This is a genomic window from Bacteroides celer (assembly GCF_002632415.2).
GTDB lineage: Bacteria > Bacteroidota > Bacteroidia > Bacteroidales > Bacteroidaceae > Bacteroides.
Window position 1 is genome coordinate 5,301,572 of record NZ_CP178209.1, and the last position, 21,349, is coordinate 5,322,920.

Here is a 21,349-nt window from a genome sequence, read left to right on the forward strand (position 1 = left end):
TTCATTCACTGTTTAGTAGTTGAAATCAGCAGGTTTCACATATACACGATATTCCTTAATCATACCCGGATACCCTTTTTCGGCACGAGGCAGATAGCGGAAACCGGTCACATTTTCCACTTTGCTCAAGTCAATTACCAATTGATGAGGATAAGGAACATTGTCCACTGTCATCCAGAAAGTGGATTCCTGCAAGTCGAATATCTTGTCGGCTGTACGGTTGCCACTACGCGTTTCTTCACTATCGGCATAACGAATCTTCCAATGTTCGCGGGATACCGGTTTACCATCAGCTCCCAGGACATCAAACTCTGCTATCGCTGCGATGTTATCATTTGCTTGTGGAGAAAGTGCTTCCAGACAGAAATAACGTCCTTTCACCGGAGTGGCAAATCGCACTTCCTGCCAGCCGTTACCCGGAGTGAAAGCTCCTTCATGGCCCACTTTCTCACCCGTCAGTTTCAGTTTTTCTCCATCCTTGCGGTGTGTTTCGGGAGCTTTTTCACGAAGCACATCGAGAATTGGTTTCTTCAAACCTTTGATGGAAGCCCGGGTAGGACCTTTCAAATCCAGAACGAGGATTTCATTCTCTCCTTCTTTCAGCCAGCACCCCGGCATAAAGAGAGTCTGCTGCGGACCGATTTCCCAGAAACGCCCCATTGCATGACCGTTCACCCAGACCATACCTTTTCCCCATGTACTCATATCCAGGAAAGTATCTCCTACTTTATCCAGTGTAAAGGTGCTCTTATAATAGGCAGGCATAGTCGGTAATATCTTTGTATCGCTATATTTCTTATCTTTTATAAAGGAATAATCTACCGGGAAGTTATATACAGTCCAGTTTTTCAATTCCTTAGTCTGGTTACCCGAAATAAGTTCCACCTTTTCAGTGATTCCTTTGCGGTCGTGGATGGATTTGTCAAAGTTAACACGTCCCATTGCTTCCACAAGAATATCCAGTTGTGTGCCTTTTTTCAGCGCGGGCAGGGTCGTTGTAAATTCTCCCTTACGACGGTCCAAGCGTGCCAGCAGTTTACCGTCGGCATATATCTGCGCCCAGTCGTGCACTTCCGTAATTTTCAAAGTGGTGCCTGCAAGAGTCGTTTCGGGCAATGTGGTACGATACAGAATCGTTCCCCATCCCTGGTTGAATTGTTCCATCGGTTGAATATCCACCGTTTGTTTTGCCTCCGGCAGATTTGAGAAAAGCGGAGCCACTTTATGGAAGTGAAACTCGGGGATTTCAATAACAGGCAGAGCTGCGGGCACTGCGGGCAACGTCTCACCTGCCGGAAGATAGTTTTTCAACAAGTCACGAAGCAAGAAAAACTTGTCGGTCGTCCATCCGGGTTCGCTAATCGGAGCATCATAATCGTATGAGCTGCACATGGCGGAATAAGCCGGGTTGTTCGCACCTCCCCAATGTCCGAAAGTCGTTCCTCCGTGAGTCATATACAGACTGAAAGAGATGTTCCGGTCGAGCATATCCTTGATGCCCTGTACCATATCTTTTGCAGGACGTGTCTCATGTTTGCGTCCCCAGTGGTCGAACCATCCGCTCCAGAACTCGCTACACATCAACGGAGTTTCAGGACGAAGTTCTTTGAGTTTTTTAAATTGCTGGTCGATATTGGCACCTGTTCCAAAGTTCACCGTCCAAATCAGGTCATCGAGCGCGTTATTGGTGAAGTTACTGCTCCAGTCACATTGAAACAGAGGTACATCGGAAAAACCGGATTCACGAACCAGGTCGCGCACGGCAGAGACATAAGGTTTGTCGATTCCATAAGAACCGTATTCATTCTCTACCTGTACCATGATGATATTTCCCCCTTTATTCACTTGCAGCGGAGCCAGTTGCTTACCGACCTCTTTCATAAAGATGCCTACCCGTTCCATATAATAGGGATCGAGCGTACGCAAGGCTATATCTTTTTTCTTCAACAGCCACCAGGGAAGTCCCCCCATCTCCCACTCCGCACATACATACGGACCAGGACGGACAATGACATACATACCGTGTTTCTGTGCCGCACGGCAGAAAGCTGCAATATCATTCTGACCGGAAAAATCAAACTTTCCTTCTTCCTGTTCATGGATATTCCAGAAAATATAAATACAAATAGTATTCATGCCTAATGCCTTGCACATCTCAATGCGATGTTCCCAATAAGCTTGCGGGATGCGGGTGTAATGCAACTCGGCAGCCTTCACCACAAACGGTTTTCCATCCAGCAAGAATGTGTTCTTGCCTGCCTCAAACTTCCGTGCAGTAGTTTGCGCCTGTGCAGTACTAAAGAAAATAACTGTAAAAAGTACCAGTAAAGCAATCAATCTGTTTTTCATGGTTTATTCAAAAATAGAATTTTAATAGTATACGGCAAAGGTAGGCGATTCACCTAAAAAGGAGGGCATAATTATCATTCAAAAAGGGTTGGAAATAAAGCAAAATAGCGCCAAATAGCAGATAAAACAACAATGGTCGGAAGATGAGAGGCATTTTACCATGCTCATCTTCCGACCATTTGTCCGGTATGTGATTACAATAAAATCAGTTTTCTTTTGTCAATAGACTTTCCAGTTCTTCCGCATTCAGGCGGAGATAGAATTGTCCGCGATAGGCTACGGAGATAGCGCCCGTCTCCTCTGAAACAATAATGGCATGTGCGTCCGACTGTTGAGAGATTCCCATCGCTGCGCGATGCCGCAAACCAAGTTCCTTCGGTATATTCAAATCATGGGAAACAGGAAGGATACATCCCGCCGCCTTGATACGTTTTTTGCTGATAACCATCGCTCCATCGTGCAATGGGCTATTCTTGAAAAAGATATTCTCGATTAAACGCTGATTGATTGCCGCATCAATCAATTCGCCTGTACGAACGACTTCATCTAAAGGAGTATTATGCTCAATGACAATCAATGCGCCGACTTTTTGTTTTCCCATGCTTAAACAGGCCATTACCACGGGCATGATATCATCGTGCTTCAACGATTCTTTCTTCGATCCGCTAAAGAGACGGGCCAATGCACTGACATGCCGGTGAGATCCCAAAGTCAAAAGGAAACGGCGTATCTCATCTTGGAAAAGCACAATCAACGCTATTACACCCACATTCATCAATGTGTCGAAAATAGACCCCAACAGTTTCATCTCCAGCACTTGTGTCACCACCAGCCAGATCAGAATAAAAACCAAAATTCCGGTGAATACCTTGATGGAGCCGGAAGCTTTCATCAGTTTGTAGGTATAGTACAAAACAAAAGCTACCAGCAGGATATCGATAAAATCTTTTATGCCAAACTCAAAAAACATGCACCCTCCTCTTATTTGTCATATCCACTCTCTATTTTTAATTTCTCTGTGATCCGGACAGCTTCCACCGCCTCACGCACATCATGTACACGCAGGATGTGCGCTCCTTTCATCAACGCAACAGTGTCCAATACGGTTGTCCCGTTTAATGAATCTTGCGGGGTTCCTCCCAATAATTTATAAATCATTGATTTCCGCGAAACTCCCACTAAAACGGGAAGTTCGAATATGTGGAATTCTTCCAGATGCGCCATCAGTTCATAATTATGCTCCAATGTTTTTCCGAATCCGAATCCCGGATCGAGAATGATATCTTTCACTCCCAAGTCGCGAAGTTGCTGCACTTTACGAGCGAAATACAGGAAAACATCTTTAATCAGGTTATCATAAGACGGTTCTTTCTGCATACTTTGGGGTGTTCCCTTCATATGCATCATAATATAGGGCACTCCCAAGTCGGCTACTGTCTGAAACATCCGGTGATCCATTTCACCGGCAGCTATGTCATTAATCATAGCAACTCCATATTCTTTCACACATTCTTCGGCTACATCAGCCCGGAAAGTATCAACAGAGATAATAGCTTCCGGATGATTATGGTTCAGGATTTCCAGACCGGTACGCAGTCTGTTCATCTCTTCTTCAGCAGAAATATGTTCGGCATTCGGCCGTGAAGAATAGGCGCCTATATCAATTATCGAAGCACCTTCATCAAGTATCTGACGGGCCCGGGCAGCAATGTCCTCTTTGGTCTGCATCCGGCTGCCGGAATAAAAAGAATCGGGAGTTACATTCAATATTCCCATCACCTGCGGAGTAGCAAGATCGAGCAACCGCCCTTTTACATTTATATAAATAGGAGATATAGGTTTCATCATTGACAACATTCCTTTTAGATCGCCTACAAATGTAGATAAAAAAAGCAAGTATTCGTACTAAAAAGAAGAAATAAACGTATATTTGCAAACTATAGAAGAAACCGAAAAATTCATACCATGAGCCGATTAACCCTATTTCACGTAGAATTTCTTTTCCTCATTTTGTTCTTTACCACTACTGCTAAAGCTCAAAAAGAGGCTGAAACTTTCAATGTTGACTCTACTCTCTATGAATATTATCAACGTTGTCAAGAATACTTATTAAAGCCTGTTGTGCTTAGCATGTCCGACACATTGTTCAGAATGGCCGGTGAACGGCATGATGAACGAATGCAGGCAGTAGCCATAGCCACCCGACTGGATTACTATTATTTTCAGGGAACCAATGAAGATAGTGTCATCCACTATACCAACAAAGTAAAAGAATTCGCCAAAGCCACTCATCAGCCTAAATATTATTATTTTGCATGGGCCAACAGGCTAGTTACCTATTACTTAAAAACAAGCAGAACAAACATAGCACTTTATGAAGTGCAAAATATGTTAAAAGAAGCTCAGGAAGAGGATGACAAAACCGATTTGTCCCGTTGCTACAACATTATGTCGCAAATCTACACTATCAAAAGATTCGATTCGATGGCCTTCGAATGGCGGTTGAAGGAAATCGAACTAACTGAAAAATACAATATCGAAAACTATAATATTTCCCAGACGTATGCCCAGATAGCCAACTATTACATCAGCCAGAAAAAGCAAAAAGAAGCATTGAGAGCTGTGGAAAAGGCCATTTCAACAGCCAATTCTTCTACACAGCAAATATCTGCCAAGTTGGAGTACGTTAACTACTACAGCAAGTTCGGTGACTTTCAGGCAGCCGAAAAAATATTGAAAGAATGTCAGATTGCATTCGAACAGGATAAAAGACTGGAATCGATCAAAAAGAGACTGTACAATATAGAATGTTTGTACTATCAGCAGACCAGGCAATATCAAAAAGCACTGGAAGCTGCAGAGATGCAAGAAAAGGAAGAGCACCGTTTAAGTGAAAGTATACTTAGCAGCAGTCACTATCGTACACAGGGAGAAATCTACCAGAAGATGGGGAATATGAACATGGCAGTCAAATATCTGCAAATGTATATCAACACCGATGACTCCTTAAAAATAGCCAATGAGCAAGTAGCCAGCAGCGAATTTGCCACCTTGCTAAACGTTGAGAAACTCAATGCCGAAAAGAAAGAACTAATGCTCCAGGCACAGGAAAAGGAGTTGCATAATAAAACAACATTGATTATCTCATTGATTATTTTATTAGGTATTCTATTCTTATTCCTTTATAGAGAAAACTTCCTGAAACGCAAACTGAAAGTTTCGGAAGCAGAACTCAAAACAAAGAATGAGGAACTTACGGTGTCGAGGGAAGAATTACGTAAAGCCAAAGACATAGCGGAAGCGAGCAGCCGGATGAAGACAACGTTCATCCAGAGCATGACCCATGAAATCCGTACACCGCTCAACTCTATTGTAGGCTTCTCGCAGGTGTTAAGCGATCACTACAGCAATAGTCCGGAAACACAGGAGTTTGTCAATATTATCAAGAGCAACAGTAACGACTTGCTCCGACTGGTCACTGACGTGCTCGCTCTGTCGGAACTGGATCAATATGAGCAACTGCCCACAGATGATGAAACAGATATGAATACGATCTGTCAACTTGCCTCTGAAGTGGCCAAAGACAACAGGCAAAAGGATGTGGAAGTTCTGTTCGAACCTACAAAAGAAAACCTGCTCATACGCAGTAATTCGGAACGCATATCACAGGTGTTGAACAACTTGGCGCATAATGCCGCCAAATTTACAACTCATGGCAGTATCCGCATAGCTTATTCCGTACTGGAAGCTGAAAAGAAAATTGAAATCAGTGTCACCGATACAGGAACTGGTATTCCGAAAGATCAGCAGGAGGCGGTATTTGAGCGTTTCTACAAAATGAATTCTTTCACACAGGGCACCGGTCTCGGACTGCCGATATGCCGGAGCATTGCCGAGAAGTTAGGAGGCAGCCTCCGGATCGACTCTTCCTATACGGACGGATGCCGGATGATACTGACTCTTCCTTTGGTATATGCCTAAGTAAAAATCTGTCCGAACTCCCATCAAATCCGAAAGAATAGCCTATCTTTGCAGCGTTTTAAATAAAAGATCAGGTTATGAAACTTTCTGCTCTTTACCAGATTTTTCTGGATTGCCAATCAGTAACTACTGATAGCCGGAACTGCCCGGACGGTTCTTTGTTTATCGCCTTGAAAGGTGAGTCGTTCAACGGTAATGCATTTGCAAAACTAGCGCTAGACTCCGGATGCGCATTTGCCATTATTGATGAAGCCGAATATGCCGTAGAAGGTGATAAACGATATATACTTGTAGACAACTGCTTGCAGACAATGCAGCAACTTGCCAACTATCATCGCCGCCAACTCGGAACGCGTGTGATCGGTATTACGGGCACTAATGGGAAAACGACCACCAAAGAATTAATATCCAGTGTTCTCTGCCAAGCCCATAACGTGCTTTATACTTTAGGTAATCTCAACAACCACATCGGTGTACCGACCACCCTATTGCGTTTGAAATCGGAGCATGACCTTGCTGTTATCGAGATGGGTGCCAATCATCCGGGAGAAATCAAGTTTCTTTGTGAAATAGCCGAACCGGATTATGGCATTATCACCAATGTAGGTAAAGCTCACCTGGAAGGATTCGGTTCTTTCGAAGGAGTGATTAAGACTAAAGGAGAGTTATATGATTTCCTCCGTAAGAAAGATGCCATCACTTTTATTCATCACGATAACGCTTATTTGATGAATATCGCACAAGGATTGAACCTGATTTCTTATGGAACTGAAGATGATCTCTATGTCAACGGACAGATTACTGACAATTCGCCTTATCTCGCTTTCGAATGGAAAGCCGGTAAGGACGGTGAACGCCATCAAGTTCGCACACAGTTGATCGGAGAATATAATTTCCCGAATGCCCTGGCTGCCATCACTATCGGACGTTTCTTTGGAGTGGAAGCGAAGAAGATTGATGAGGCTCTGGCAAGCTATACGCCACAGAACAATCGCTCCCAACTTAAAAAGACAGAAGATAACACGCTTATCATCGACGCATATAATGCAAATCCAACCAGCATGATGGCTGCTTTGCAAAACTTCCGGAACATGACAGTTCCCCACAAGATGCTCATATTAGGAGATATGCGCGAACTGGGTGCTGAAAGCCCGACCGAACATCAGAAAATCGTTGATTACATAAAGGAAAGTGGCTTTGAGAAAGTATGGCTCGTAGGAGAACTGTTTGCCGCAAGCGAACACTCTTTCAAGACTTACGCCAATGCGCAAGAAGTTATAAAGGATCTGCAAGCTAACAAACCCAAAGGGCATACTATTCTTATCAAAGGCTCTAACGGGATCAAACTTAGCTCAACGGTAGAGTATTTGTAAACGGAAAAATAAACGAGTGAACAGTAAATTATAAACGGTGAATATTGGATGCAACCATTATTCACCGTTTCTATTTTTCATTCACTGCTTATTCATCATTCTGGGGCGTACGACATAATAGGCTATTAAACTAGCCAGAATCGCTCCCGTAGTATTAGCTGCAAAGTCCAACCAGTCTCCACCCCGGTAAGTAGTGCAATATTCCTGCAACAATTCCACACAACCACTAAAAAGTACAGGGCAAAGGAATGCGCCTACCCATGCATGCCATATCGGAGCATTGTCCCTGCGATGTGCACGCAAAAATTCCAGCCACAGCATCCCCGACATACCCAAATACATACAAACATGAACCAGTTTGTCGAGGTTAGGAATTTCATCTAAATCCGTCTTAGGCGGTTTAAAGAACGACAGATAAATCACTGTCAGAATGATAAAAAGCGAGATTGGATATTTCTTAATATAAGATAGCATATCTAAATAATGTTACAATTTTCGTGCAAATATAAGTATCATTTTCTATATTTGCGCTCTAATACGTATATTTTATAACGATTTGTAAGATAAAACAAGATTTATGGCAAAAAATGATAGAGCAAACTTCGGCAGTAAATTAGGAGTCATACTCGCTTCTGCCGGCTCTGCAGTCGGATTGGGTAATATATGGAGATTTCCCTATGAAACAGGAAACCATGGAGGCGCTGCTTTTATATTGATCTATTTAGGCTGCATTCTTCTTCTGGGATTGCCTATTATGATTGCCGAGTTCCTGATAGGACGCCGTTCGAGAGCTAACACAGCGAGAGCATATCAGAAATTAGCACCTGGAACACATTGGCGTTGGGTAGGACGCATGGGAGTATTGGCAGGCTTCCTGATACTTAGTTATTATGCTGTAGTAGCAGGATGGACACTCGAATATATTTTTGAAGCTGCTACTAATGGCTTTGCCGGAAAAACCTCCGGAGAGTTCATATCCTCTTTTCAACAATTCTCCAGCAGCCCATGGAGACCGGTTGTATGGTTGGTGGCATTCTTGTTGATTACTCATTTCATCATTGTGAAAGGGGTAGAAAAAGGAATCGAAAAGTCCTCCAAGATCATGATGCCTACCCTGTTTATCATTATCCTCATACTGGTTGTTTGCTCGGTCACTCTGCCGGGAGCCGGTGCAGGTATCGAATTCCTGCTCAAGCCCGACTTTAGCAAAGTGGACGGAAATGTATTTTTGAGTGCCATGGGACAGGCGTTCTTCTCATTGAGTTTGGGAATGGGATGCCTTTGCACGTACGCCTCCTATTTCAGCAAAGAAACCAACCTGACTAAAACAGCTTTCAGCGTAGGAATCATTGATACCTTTGTGGCGATACTAGCCGGATTTATCATTTTCCCGGCAGCTTTTTCCGTAGGCATACAACCTGATTCTGGTCCGAGTCTGATCTTTATCACCCTGCCTAATGTATTCCAACAGGCATTTAGCGGAGTTCCCATACTGGCATATATATTCTCTGTCATGTTCTACGCGTTGTTGGCAATGGCTGCTTTAACTTCTACTATTTCCTTGCACGAAGTAGTAACCGCTTATTTACATGAGGAGTTCAACCTCTCCCGTGGAAAAGCAGCAAGGTTAGTCACCGGCGGTTGTGTCTTCCTCGGAATATTCTGTTCATTATCACTGGGAGTCATGAAAGGATTTACCGTTTTCGGACTGGGCATGTTCGACCTCTTCGACTTTGTAACAGCTAAAATCATGTTACCACTGGGCGGATTGTGCATCTCCCTCTTTACCGGATGGTATCTGGACAAGAAGATTGTATGGTCGGAGATTACCAATGACGGTTCATTAAAGGTACCGGTATACAAACTCATTATCTTTATATTAAAATATATCGCCCCAATCGCCATCTCACTGATATTTATCAATGAACTGGGATTAATCAAGCTATAATGTGGAAAGACTTCCTTTATTATACTAAAACTGAACGACAAGGCATTATCGTCCTTGTCGTTCTTATTTTAGGAGTATATGCCGCCCCTAAACTCTTCTCCTTTTTCACACACGCTGAAGATACCGACTGCAGAGAGAACGAGAAGTTCGATAAGGAATACAACGACTTTATTTCCTCCCTCCGGGAAACCCAACCTCACCAAAAGTCCGGTCATTCTTTTCAATCATCCCCTCAAAGGGAAATCAAACTTGCGGTGTTCGATCCGAACATCGCAGACTCTACTACTTTTCTTTCGCTTGGGTTACCATCCTGGATGATAAAGAATATCCTGCACTATCGCTATAAACAAGGTAAATTCCGCCACCCAGAAGATTTCCGAAAGATATATGGACTCACGGAAGAACAATACCAGACTCTTCGTCCTTATATACAAATTACAGAAGATTTCAGTTCGACAAATAAAGACACGGTACGATTGTTAACCACACCAAGCATACAACGGGACACCATTGTGAAATATCTCCCGGGAACTATCATCAGCCTCAACTCCGCAGATACCACCGAACTGAAGAAGATTCCGGGAATCGGAAGCAGCATTGCCCGGATGATTGTGAATTACCGCGAACGGCTGGGAGGCTTTTTCCGAATAGAGCAGTTACAGGAGATTCATCTAAAGGCAGAGAAACTCCGTCCGTGGTTTTCCATTGACACCCATCAGACACGCCGCATCAATGTAAATAAAGCCGGTATGGAACGAATGATGCATCATCCATACATAAACTACTACCAAGCAAAGGTTATCATAGAATATCGGAAAAAGAAAGGATTCTTAAAAAGTCTGAAGCAATTATCTCTCTATGAGGAGTTCACTCCTATTGATCTTGAACGGCTAGAGCCCTACATTTGTTATAATTAATAAAAAAAAGATGCATTCCTATCACACCAGACAAGAATGCATCACACACAAACAAAACAAACACTCTACTATCATCTTCACAGACTTCCGTAGAGAAGCGACTATAAATATATAGCTAAAAGATAGAACACTTGCAAGGCTCTACCTTTTTGGTATACATTTTTAGGAATTAGGTTCTCTAATTAATCTTTTTTAATCATACCATCCACTATATGAACGGTCCGGTCCGTAATTTTGGCAAGCCCCTCGTCATGCGTCACAATGACAAAAGTCTGCCCCAGCCGGTCTCTCAAATCGAAGAACAGTTGATGTAAATCTTCTTTATTATGTGTATCCAGACTACCGGATGGTTCGTCTGCCAGAATAACTGCCGGATCGTTGATTAAAGCCCTCGCTACCGCCACCCGTTGTTTCTCGCCTCCCGACAATTCATTCGGTTTATGAGAAGCCCTGTCAACCAGTCCCATAAAATCCAGAATCTTCATAGCGCGTTCGTGCGCCTCCTTCGAAGATACCCCGGCGATTAAAGCGGGAATCATCACATTTTCCAATGCCGTGAACTCCGGCAGTAGTTGGTGAAACTGGAAAACAAAACCAATATTCTTATTACGAAATGCAGATAGTTCTTTCTCCTTCATCCGACTCACCACTGTTCCGTCAATCTGTACCACACCTGCGTCCGGTTCATCTAAAGTGCCCATTATCTGCAATAACGTAGTTTTACCCGCACCGCTCGGGCCTACAATACTAATAATTTCTCCTTTGTTGATTTCCAGATCAATGCCTTTCAACACCTGTAATGAGCCGAAACTCTTCGTAATCCCTTCTAGTTTTATCATAATAGCCTTATAATCGTTTAATGACATATTCAGCCAGATAACACCCAAACACGGCCGGCATATAACTAACTGTTCCACATGTCGATTTCTTATTCTGTTCATCCTCCGTCAGCAATACCGCTTTCGGATCGGCTTGCTCCGTACTGAATACCACCGGAAGTTTCCGTTTCATTCCCATCTTCTGCAAACGCTTTCGCACAGCCTTACTCAAACCACAATGATACGTCTCCCAAAGATCGGCAAAACGAACCTGAGTAATGTCACTCTTCGCCCCTGCTCCCATACTGGAAACTATCTTTATACGACGTTTCATCGCTTCATAAATCAGAAAGCATTTCGGACTGATCGTATCAATAGCATCTACTATAAAATCATATTTATCGGCATCCAGCAGTTCCGGTATATTTTCATCCTTCAGGTAAACAGGAAGGACAGTCAGCTCAATCGCCGGATTTATATCTTTATAACGGGCTGCCAACACTTCCGCTTTCGTCCTCCCCAGCGTGGAATGCATGGCCGGCAACTGACGATTCATATTAGTAGGCTGCACTGTATCGGCATCTACAATCGTCATCCGCCCGACACCTGCACGGCAAATCATCTCGGCGGCATAAGCACCTACTCCACCCAGTCCCACGACCAATACGTGCGCGTTCCGGATGCGTTCCATCTTTTCCTCTCCTAACAGGAGTTCCGTTCTCTGTTGCCAGTCGTATCTTTCCATTAGTTTTTCTTTAACCATTTATAGAACCATTTGCCGACCTTCTCATAATGTTGAGACTCATTATGTCCACGAGGATCGGAGAATGACACAATTTCCTGCGGTTCGCCAAACTGGTCGGGATACAGGATTATCAAACTATTATTAGAGAAATATTTTCCTAATTGTGCCGGGAGACGTTCAAAAGAGGGATCATAAGAGATAGATCCGCGACGGGCAGAGATAACTACCAATAAATGGTCATAATTCACCTGCCCTGTCAACAGCAAGAGATCCTCCCACTCCTCCAATATGGAGAATTCCGTCGGAGTACCTGCATGTCGCTTTTTCACAAGTTGCTGAACACGCATCAATGTACGCTCATTGGCAAAAAAATGCACCCGACAGCCCAGGATACTTCCCATACGGCAGAAGTGTTCCACCCATTTAGAGAATCCCGATTCATATTCAGCCTTTGGCGGAACGGCAATATTGATTCGACGCAGGGTATTAACAGGCATCAGGAATTTGGCAATCATCACTTCACGATGCGTACCTTTCAACAGACTTTCGGCCAGATGTCCGAAGAAAGAGTCGACAATATTTGCTTTCCGGTGCAGACCGATCACAATATCCGTAGCTTCATACTCCTTGATTGTATGGATAATCCCCGAAGCAATATTCAAGTCATAGCGACTCACCATCGTAACAGGCACATCAGCGGCAGCGGCAATCATAGCCGCCTTCTCCAGATTACGTTTACCCTGCTGCTCTTTCTTCTCCGAACTATTATTGTCATTGATAACGTTCAATGCCACCAATGCATTTTTCTGCTTAGCATCCTTTATTACTAAAGCCAGATTAATCAAATCTTCAATCGTCTCCGGGTTAGCCACCGGAATCAAGATTTGTTCCGTATTTACTTTCTTAGCTTCTTCTTCCGCCTGCACATTTTCATCCAGAGCAAAACGACGTGCCGAACGTTCAGTTACCAAAGAACTGATGACACAAGTGAAAAGTATCATCACTACCGTACCGTTCAATACATCATCATTCAGCAACCGTTCTCCATTCTCCATAATGATTTCATGACCGATCAACACTGCTGCCAGTGTAGCTGCGGCCTGCGCATTACTTAAACCGAATATCATGCTCCGTTCATTCGACTGCATCCGATAGATCTTTTGTGTGATCCAGGCAGCCAGCCATTTACTAAAGGTTGCCACCACTGTCATCACAATAGCCACTTTCAATGCTTCACCTCCGGTAAACAGGCTTCTTACATCAATAATCATTCCGACACCAATCAGAAAATAGGGAATAAACAGTGCATTTCCCACAAATTCCAACCGGTTCATCAAAGGAGATACATGAGGAATCAGGCGATTCAATACCAAGCCCGCCAGGAAAGCTCCTAAGATTCCTTCCATTCCTACAAATTCCATCAATCCTCCTCCGAGGAAAACCATCGCCAGCACAAATACAAACTGCATCACGCTGTCATCGTACTTCCGGAAGAACCAGCGTCCGATACGGGGGAAAAAGAACACAATCAGAAATCCGAGGAAAGCCACTTTTGCCACAAGAAATACCCAGAACCAGCCATCGACAGTTCCCTTAAACATGCCTCCTATGACAGCAAGAATAATCAAAGCAAGGGTGACGGTGACAGCAGTACCACCAATGGTGATATTGACACTGCGCAAACGAGACAGTCCGTAACGGCTAATAATAGGATAAGCAATTAAGGTATGGGAAGCATACATACTTGCCAACAGCACCGCCGTGAGAAAACCATATCCCAGCATACTCATACTACTCCATATTCCCAACGCCATAGGAATCAGAAAAGTGAGCCAGCCGAACACGAAACTTTTCGTCCGGTTCTTCTTAAAGTCCTCCATATCCATCTCAAGACCGGCAAGGAACATGATGTAATAGAGTCCTACTTTACCAAACAGTTCAAAACTACTGTCGCGGTCGAGCACATGAAAGCCGTGTTCGCCAATCAAGACACCCGCCAGAATCATGCCTATAATATGAGGTATATGGAGACGCCCCAAAATCATCGGAGCAAAAAGAATGATAATTAGTACCAAAAAGAACACCCAGGTCGGATCAGAAATCGGCAGCGTTAAATTGAGATCAAACAGGTTCATAGGCTGTGTTTTTTAGGAATTTTCTGCAAAGGAACAAAAAAGTTTGCAGAATCCAATGAATGTCTAATGGTCATTTCACTCCAATAACCACGTCCAACTATACGGAAGCATGAGTAATCCACCGAAAAACTGAAATATTTCTCTCAAAATCGATGTTTATATGCTAAATTGTTATAATTTTGCAGCCAAATCTTTTCTATTCGACAGGATAAGGAGAGAAATTCAATATTCACAATTTAACAAAAGAAAAAGATGAAAGTAGCTATTGTTGGCGTAAGCGGAGCCGTAGGACAAGAGTTCCTGCGCGTGCTCGATGAGAGAAACTTCCCGATGGACGAGTTAGTTTTGTTCGGTTCTAAACGTAGTGCCGGAACAACATATACTTTCCGCGGTAAACAGATCGAGGTGAAACTCTTACAACACAACGATGACTTTAAAGGGGTAGACATTGCTTTCACTTCTGCCGGTGCAGGAACATCTAAGGAGTTCGAGAAAACAATCACCAAGTATGGTGCTGTGATGATCGACAACTCCAGCGCTTTCCGTATGGATGCCGATGTGCCTTTGGTGGTGCCTGAAGTAAATGCAGAGGATGCATTGGAACGTCCGCGCGGCGTTATCGCCAACCCGAATTGTACGACTATCCAGATGGTAGTTGCACTGAAAGCCATCGAAAAGCTTTCTCATATAAAAACTGTGCACGTGTCTACCTATCAGGCAGCAAGTGGTGCGGGTGCCGCTGCCATGGACGAATTGTACGAACAATATCGTCAGGTATTGGCAAACGAACCTGTGACTGTAGAGAAGTTTGCCTATCAGTTGGCTTTCAACCTGATTCCGCAGATCGACGTGTTTACAGAAAACGGTTATACGAAAGAAGAGATGAAGATGTATAATGAAACACGCAAGATCATGCATTCTGACGTAAAAGTTAGCGCAACTTGCGTACGTGTTCCTGCATTACGTGCTCACTCTGAAAGTATTTGGGTAGAAACTGAACGTCCGATTTCCGTAGAAGAGGCTCGTGAAGCATTCGCTAACGGTGAAGGTCTGGTTCTGCAGGACAATCCTGCCGAAAAAGAATATCCGATGCCGTTGTTCCTGGCAGGTAAAGATCCGGTATACGTAGGCCGTATCCGCAAAGACCTGACAAACGAAAACGGATTGACTTTCTGGATTGTAGGTGACCAGATTAAGAAAGGGGCTGCCCTGAATGCTGTTCAGATTGCCGAATATTTGATTAAAGTAAAAAATATCTAATATAACAGACTGGATATAATATCCGGACAACTATAGATAAGCCCAATAAATCAGCCGGTTTGCAATGTGATAGTGATCACAATGCAAGCCGGTTTTTTTATTCTCCAAGCCGTAATTAGAGAGAAAATACCTATTCGTAGGTAAGAAGTCACTAGTTATAGGTATCAGCATTTACCAAAATAACTATTTATAGTGATTGATAGAAAGTCACTTTTTATCGAATTTTGCGCAAAACTTATCTATGAAATATTGTCTTTTTAATATAGCATTCTGGGGGCTACTATTTTTCAATTTATTTGAGGCCGCAGCTAATTCAAACATCTATACAATCTCGGGACGTGTGACCGAGGCAAAAACGAATTCCCCTTTGCCTGGTGCTTCTATCCTCATTAAAGGTACCTATTTGTGGGCCGTATCCAATCAGAAAGGAGAATTTACGATACAAGGAGTACAGGAGGGAAAATATAATCTGGAGGTTTCTTTTCTTGGTTATGTACCGGCAACAATTCCCGTAAATGTACGCAGCAATATCAATAACCTTCCTATCATACTCAAAGAAAATACACTTGCACTGGATGATGTAGTCGTCACTGCACAAGCACCCAAAAATGAATTAAACACGACGCTCACTATCGGAAATCATGCATTGGAACATCTACAGGTGTCCAACGTGAGCGATATCTCCGCTCTTCTTCCGGGGGGAAAGACCAAAGTACCGGATCTCACCGCCAACCATATCTTCTCATTACGTGACGGAGGGTCAACAGCCGGTAATGCCGCATTCGGAACTGCAGTGGAAGTGGATGGGGTGCGTATTGGAAACAATGGTTCGTTTGGCAATATGAGCGGAGCGGATACCCGGAATATCACTGTTGCGGATATTGAATCGGTGGAAGTCATTACGGGAGTGCCCTCGGCAGAATATGGAGACTTGAATAGTGGTATGGTCAAAATTCACACCCGAAAAGGGAAAACACCTTGGAACATATTGCTGTCTATCAATCCTCGCACCGAACAGGTGTCATTCTCTAAAGGATTGGATTTAGGAAACGATAAAGGAGTCATCAACATAAACGGTGAGTGGACCAAAGCTACTCAAAAGTTGGTATCTCCCTATTCTTCTTATACAAGAAGGGGATTCTCTGCCGGATATAGCAACACATTCCACAACGTATTGAGATTCGACATCGGTGTTACAGGCAATATCGGAGGAATGAATACCAAAGATGATCCCGATGCCTATTCGGGAGAATACAACAAAGTGAGAGACAACGTATTCCGGGCAAACACGTCACTCGCTTGGCTGCTCAATAAATCGTGGATAACCAACCTCAAGTTCGATGCATCGATATATTATAATGATAACAACTCCCACGCGCATACGTTCTACTCGTATGCATCGGAGCAACCGGCTGTTCATGCCACGGAGGAAGGATATTTTATGGCAAACAAACTGCCATATACTTACTTTGCCGATCAAATCATCGACTCCAAAGAACTGGATTATGCCGCATCGTTAAAATATGAATGGAACAGACGCTTTAAGACTGTAAACAGTAACCTGAAAGCGGGTGTTCAATGGAAAGCAACAGGCAATGTGGGCGAAGGAGAATATTACAAAGACCCAGCATTGGCTCCGAACGGTTATCGTCCCCGTCCTTACACTACTTACCCATATATGCATAATGTTTCGCTTTATGCAGAAGAAAGTCTCTCATTTCCTGTGGGAAATACCATGCTTAGACTGATGGCAGGGGTACGTTGGGAACACTTGTTTATCAAGGGAACGAACTATAAAAATCTGAATACTCTATCTCCGCGTTTCAATGCCAGATGGCAGTTGAACGAATATATCGCTATCCGTGGCGGTTGGGGGATTACCGAAAAACTTCCCTCTTTTTATACCTTGTATCCCAAACAGGAATATCGAGACATACAGACCTTCGGCTTTTCCTATAATAAGATTGAATCATCTTATATATATTATAGTCAGCCCTACACGTTATTGCACAATGAGAACCTTCGGTGGCAACGGAATCAGAACGCTGAAATCGGTCTGGACGTCAACATCGCCCGTACCAGAATTTCATTAGTCGGTTATTTCAACCGTACCAAGTTGCCGTATAAATACACAAATACCTATACTCCGTTCTCCTACGATGTTCTCCAATTGCCGGAAGGATTCACTATGCCTACTAATCCGCAAATCAATGTGGACAACCAGACAGGTATGGTTTACATACGCGACAATGCATCCAGTTACTGGACTCCTATGGATGTCAAAGTGACCGACCAGACTTTTGTAAAGTCAACTTCTCCCGACAATGGAATGGACGTGATTCGTCGCGGAGCGGAAATGATCGTTGATTTCCCGGAAATTACCCCGATTCGCACGCAATTCCGGATAGATGCCGCTTATACTTATACGAAATACATCGACAACTCTTTATCATATTATTATCAGAATGGATGGTCGCACACCAGTCTTGCCAATCGTTCTTACCAATATGTAGGTATCTACGCCAACGGCGACAACTTATCGAGTACTGCCAACGGCAAGCGTACCCACTCGCTGGATGCCAATATCACAGCCATCACCCGTATTCCGAAAGCCAGACTGATTATCTCGTGCCGACTGGAAGCTTCGCTTGTGAAGCGTTCGCAGAATATCTCCGAATACCAAGGAAAAGAATATGCTTTCAATGTGAGCGAAAGCAGCAATACCCAAACCGGAGGAAGTATCTATGACGGCGACTCTTATACTGCAATCTGGCCGGTGGCATACCTCGACCTGAATAATGAGATGCATCCTTTCACGTCAGCGGAAGCCGCAAATCCGGAATTCTCCTACCTGATACGTAAATCGGGCAATGCTTATACATTTGCTGCAGACGGATATGATCCTTATTTTTCTGCCAATATCAATATCACCAAAGAGATTGGAGACTATGTATCTCTTTCTCTCAATGCGATTAATTTCACCAACTCACGGCCTTATGTAAAATCTCATGCAACGGGTGTAAGCGCTCTTTTCACCCCGGATTTCTATTATGGACTTACTTGCCGTATCAAATTCTAACTATATGAAGCAATCCATCTACATATTATTACTGACAGTGACCGGCATCTTTGCAGGATGCACGGATATCGATAAAGAGAATCCGTATGACAACCAATTGCACAACCTGCAGGTTACCGCCGTATATCCGGACGGATACACGGAGCATCTCAGGGAAGGAGTGACCGTAAAGATTGAAGATGTCGACCGTGGAAATTCTTATAAGGCTAAAACCAACAAGAATGGAGTGGCACAATTCTCTCTGACCAAAGGTATATACCGTGTGCAAATCAGTGACAAAGACGGACAGGATATTTTCAACGGGTTAGCTGATAATGTAAAGCTGACCAGTAGTGATATATCATTTAATCTCCCGCTGATTCACTCCAGAGCTGGAACGATCATTATTAAAGAGATTTACTGCGGAGGATGTACCAAGTTACCGCTGGAAGGAAATTATCAGTCCGACAAGTACATTATCCTGCATAATAACGACTCGGAAGTGCAATATCTGGATAGCTTGTGTTTCGGAGCTCTCGACCCTTACAATTCACAAGCCACCAATGTATGGGTGACACAGGACGAAGCAACCGGAGCAACCATCTTCCCCAACTTCGCTCCTATCGCACAGTGTATCTGGCAGTTTGGCGGTACCGGCAAAACTTTTCCGCTTCAACCGGGAGAAGATGCGGTGATTGCCATCAACGGAGCAGTTGACCATGCGACACAATATCCGCAATCTGTTAATCTGAACAAACCCGGATATTTTGTATGTTACAACAATGTTTATTTCCCGAACACGCAATATCATCCGGCTCCCGGCGATCAGATTACACCGGACCATTACCTGAACGTAGTGTTGAAAACAGGACAGGCGAACGCTTATACATTCTCCATCTTTTCTCCGGCCACGATTATTTTTAAAGCCAAAGATACCACGATACAGGACTTCGTTCTTAAAGAAGGCAGCGTCATACAGAAGCCGGGAAGCACCACCGAACGGGTGATAGCGGTACCGCTCGACTGGGTGATTGATGGGACGGAAGTGTATTATGGGGGTTCCTCCAACAATAAAAAGCGCATTTCCCCATCCATTGATGCGGGATATGTCATTCAAAGTGCCACGTACAACGGACGCAGTTTATACCGTCATGTGGATGAAGAAGCGACACAGGAAGCGGGTTATGAAGTACTGGTAGATACGAACAATTCTTCTACCGATTTTTATGAACGGGAAAAACAATCTTTGCATGAGTGAGATGAAGAAAATATATATAACAGGCCTTTGGGTCCTATGTCTGGCATCCGGAGTTTCGGCACAGACTTATGACATCATCGAACGGCGTAACTCCTGGAATGCCGGGACAAATGTCACAGGTATCATGACGGACAGTATTTCTGCTTCCTATGCCGAACTGTACGGAAAGAATAATCACGGTGATTTCCGCAACTATTACGAAGCAAAAGAAGCATGGAGTACCGGAGCGGTAGCAAAGTCCATCACTCATCTGAAAGGTTATTCGTTGACGGGTTCATTCTCCTTCGACCATACTTCCGGCAAGGATATGAGCGGTTCGATGTTCATCCACCCAGGATTTTATCCCGTAGATCTCTTGGAGTTCACGCCCGGACGCAAAGACTTGCAAACCTACGCTTTCATGGGTGGTATTGCAACTGATATTGCACCCAACTGGCGATTAGGAGGAAAGATTGACTTTGCCGCCTCCAACTATTCCAAACGAAAAGACTTGCGGCATACCAATTACCGACTGGATTTGAAAGTAGCCCCCAGCGTCATGTATCATTCGGGAGATATGGCAATCGGTTTTTCCTATATTCTCGGTAAAAACAGCGAATCAGTGAAAGCAGAAGTCATCGGTACAGCCGAAAACTCTTACAATGCTTTTCTGGATAAAGGACTTATGTATGGAGCTTACGAGGCATGGGACGGTAGCGGAATCCATCTTAGTGAATCGGGTGTCAACGGTTTTCCCATCAAAGAATTGTCGAACGGGGTAGCCTTGCAACTTCAATGGAAAGGATTTTACGGAGATGCTGAATACACATATTCTTCAGGTTCTGCCGGTGAAAGAGATGCTATCTGGTTTAAATTTCCCACCCACCGGATTACCTCCCATTTGAGTTATCATTTCAAACAGGGAAAGAAAGAGCATTTTCTGCGACTGAACCTGCAATGGTCACATCTGGCCAACAACGAGAATGTGATAACTAAAGAAACGGTGAACGGGATAACGTCCACTTACGTACACGGTTCCAATCGTATTTTTGAGCAGGATATTTTCTCCGTCCATCCTGAATATGAATTCATAAGTCCCCGCACGGAACTTCGTTTGGGAACGAATATATCAACATTCAGGCGACTGACCACACAGATGTATCCTTATGTGGCTTCGGAAAAGATGCTTTGCAGCCGGACTTATATCTCCAGTGTATTTCATCTGGGGAAACTCGACCTGAAAGCGGCTGCATCCTTTGCCATAGGAAACTTTACCGGGAAAAACAGGACTATGACAACAGATACGGAACCGGGTGATCCGCCTTATCGGCTGACTGATTATTACCATCTGAAAAATGAATATGCAACCGCCCCGCAGGCGACATTTCATCTCGGATTGCGCTACCATTTCAACTATGGAATTTATGCGGAAGTACAGGGTAGTTATACGCACGGTTTCAACCTGCAATATATAGATGGTTCGAACCGTTGGAACGAGGCTGTCAAATTAGGATATACTTTTTGAAAA

The 21,349-nt window shown here is 43.8% G+C and carries 15 protein-coding genes; 8 read left to right on the forward strand and 7 right to left on the reverse strand.

Features of this window, described 5'->3' with window-relative positions:
• Window positions 1-12: 12 nt before the first annotated feature.
• The 3 genes from CJF29_RS21365 to folP form a co-directional block, all read right to left on the reverse strand.
• Window positions 13-2,349: a beta-galactosidase gene (locus CJF29_RS21365; protein WP_055167523.1), complete on the reverse strand. Its 2,337-nt coding sequence runs from the start codon at window positions 2,347-2,349 to the stop codon at window positions 13-15.
• A gap of 205 nt (window positions 2,350-2,554) precedes the next feature.
• Complete coding sequence (gene cdaA / locus CJF29_RS21370) at window positions 2,555-3,319, reverse strand: diadenylate cyclase CdaA (RefSeq protein WP_004309664.1); 765 nt, start codon at window positions 3,317-3,319, stop codon at window positions 2,555-2,557.
• An 11-nt stretch (window positions 3,320-3,330) separates the two neighbouring features.
• The gene (folP, locus tag CJF29_RS21375) at window positions 3,331-4,197 is read right to left on the reverse strand and encodes a dihydropteroate synthase (protein WP_176553129.1); all 867 of its coding nucleotides are present in this window, start codon (window positions 4,195-4,197) and stop codon (window positions 3,331-3,333) included.
• Window positions 4,198-4,314: 117 nt separating this feature from the next.
• Between folP and CJF29_RS21380 the strand changes: the two genes are divergently transcribed.
• Window positions 4,315-6,330 (forward strand): sensor histidine kinase, encoded by a 2,016-nt coding sequence (locus CJF29_RS21380; protein ID WP_099146546.1) that lies wholly within the window; start codon window positions 4,315-4,317, stop codon window positions 6,328-6,330.
• Between the two features lie 77 nt (window positions 6,331-6,407).
• Window positions 6,408-7,703: a UDP-N-acetylmuramoyl-tripeptide--D-alanyl-D-alanine ligase gene (locus tag CJF29_RS21385; RefSeq protein WP_099146545.1), complete on the forward strand. Its 1,296-nt coding sequence runs from the start codon at window positions 6,408-6,410 to the stop codon at window positions 7,701-7,703.
• Window positions 7,704-7,784: 81 nt separating this feature from the next.
• On the opposite strand, the gene CJF29_RS21390 is transcribed toward CJF29_RS21385, so the two are convergent.
• Window positions 7,785-8,177 carry a VanZ family protein gene (locus tag CJF29_RS21390; protein WP_004305084.1) on the reverse strand — a complete coding sequence of 131 codons (393 nt, stop codon included), beginning with the start codon at window positions 8,175-8,177 and terminating at the stop codon, window positions 7,785-7,787.
• A 103-nt stretch (window positions 8,178-8,280) separates the two neighbouring features.
• Between CJF29_RS21390 and CJF29_RS21395 the strand changes: the two genes are divergently transcribed.
• Both CJF29_RS21395 and CJF29_RS21400 read left to right on the forward strand, forming a co-directional pair.
• A complete protein-coding gene (locus CJF29_RS21395) occupies window positions 8,281-9,651 on the forward strand; it encodes a sodium-dependent transporter (RefSeq protein ID WP_099146544.1) in 1,371 nt (456 codons plus the stop codon).
• Window positions 9,651-10,568: a helix-hairpin-helix domain-containing protein gene (locus CJF29_RS21400; protein WP_074556682.1), complete on the forward strand. Its 918-nt coding sequence runs from the start codon at window positions 9,651-9,653 to the stop codon at window positions 10,566-10,568. The genes CJF29_RS21395 and CJF29_RS21400 overlap by 1 nt, the downstream gene beginning before the upstream one ends.
• A gap of 182 nt (window positions 10,569-10,750) precedes the next feature.
• On the opposite strand, the gene CJF29_RS21405 is transcribed toward CJF29_RS21400, so the two are convergent.
• From CJF29_RS21405 to CJF29_RS21415, 3 genes are read right to left on the reverse strand one after another with little or no spacing between them, the layout of a single operon-like run.
• Window positions 10,751-11,407: an ABC transporter ATP-binding protein gene (locus CJF29_RS21405; protein ID WP_004322218.1), complete on the reverse strand. Its 657-nt coding sequence runs from the start codon at window positions 11,405-11,407 to the stop codon at window positions 10,751-10,753.
• Between the two features lie 7 nt (window positions 11,408-11,414).
• A complete protein-coding gene (locus CJF29_RS21410; RefSeq protein ID WP_032842925.1) occupies window positions 11,415-12,149 on the reverse strand; it encodes a ThiF family adenylyltransferase in 735 nt (244 codons plus the stop codon).
• Entirely contained in the window at window positions 12,131-14,266 is a 2,136-nt protein-coding gene (locus tag CJF29_RS21415; protein ID WP_004299709.1) for a cation:proton antiporter, read from the reverse strand. Before CJF29_RS21415 ends, CJF29_RS21410 begins: the two co-directional genes overlap by 19 nt.
• Window positions 14,267-14,518: 252 nt before the next feature.
• Here CJF29_RS21415 and CJF29_RS21420 point away from each other — a divergent pair, with 252 nt between their 5' ends.
• The 4 genes from CJF29_RS21420 to CJF29_RS21435 all read left to right on the forward strand — a co-directional run bounded on the left by CJF29_RS21420 (window position 14,519) and on the right by CJF29_RS21435 (window position 21,346).
• Complete coding sequence (locus CJF29_RS21420) at window positions 14,519-15,526, forward strand: aspartate-semialdehyde dehydrogenase (RefSeq protein WP_004299708.1); 1,008 nt, start codon at window positions 14,519-14,521, stop codon at window positions 15,524-15,526.
• 241 nt (window positions 15,527-15,767) lie between these two features.
• On the forward strand, window positions 15,768-18,605 hold the full coding sequence (locus CJF29_RS21425) for a TonB-dependent receptor (protein ID WP_099146543.1): 2,838 nt from the start codon (window positions 15,768-15,770) through the stop codon (window positions 18,603-18,605).
• A 4-nt stretch (window positions 18,606-18,609) separates the two neighbouring features.
• Window positions 18,610-19,842, forward strand: a complete 1,233-nt coding sequence (locus tag CJF29_RS21430) for a DUF4876 domain-containing protein (RefSeq protein WP_099146553.1) — start codon at window positions 18,610-18,612, stop codon at window positions 19,840-19,842.
• Window positions 19,835-21,346 carry a DUF6850 family outer membrane beta-barrel protein gene (locus tag CJF29_RS21435; RefSeq protein WP_099146542.1) on the forward strand — a complete coding sequence of 504 codons (1,512 nt, stop codon included), beginning with the start codon at window positions 19,835-19,837 and terminating at the stop codon, window positions 21,344-21,346. Before CJF29_RS21430 ends, CJF29_RS21435 begins: the two co-directional genes overlap by 8 nt.
• Window positions 21,347-21,349: the final 3 nt, after the last annotated feature.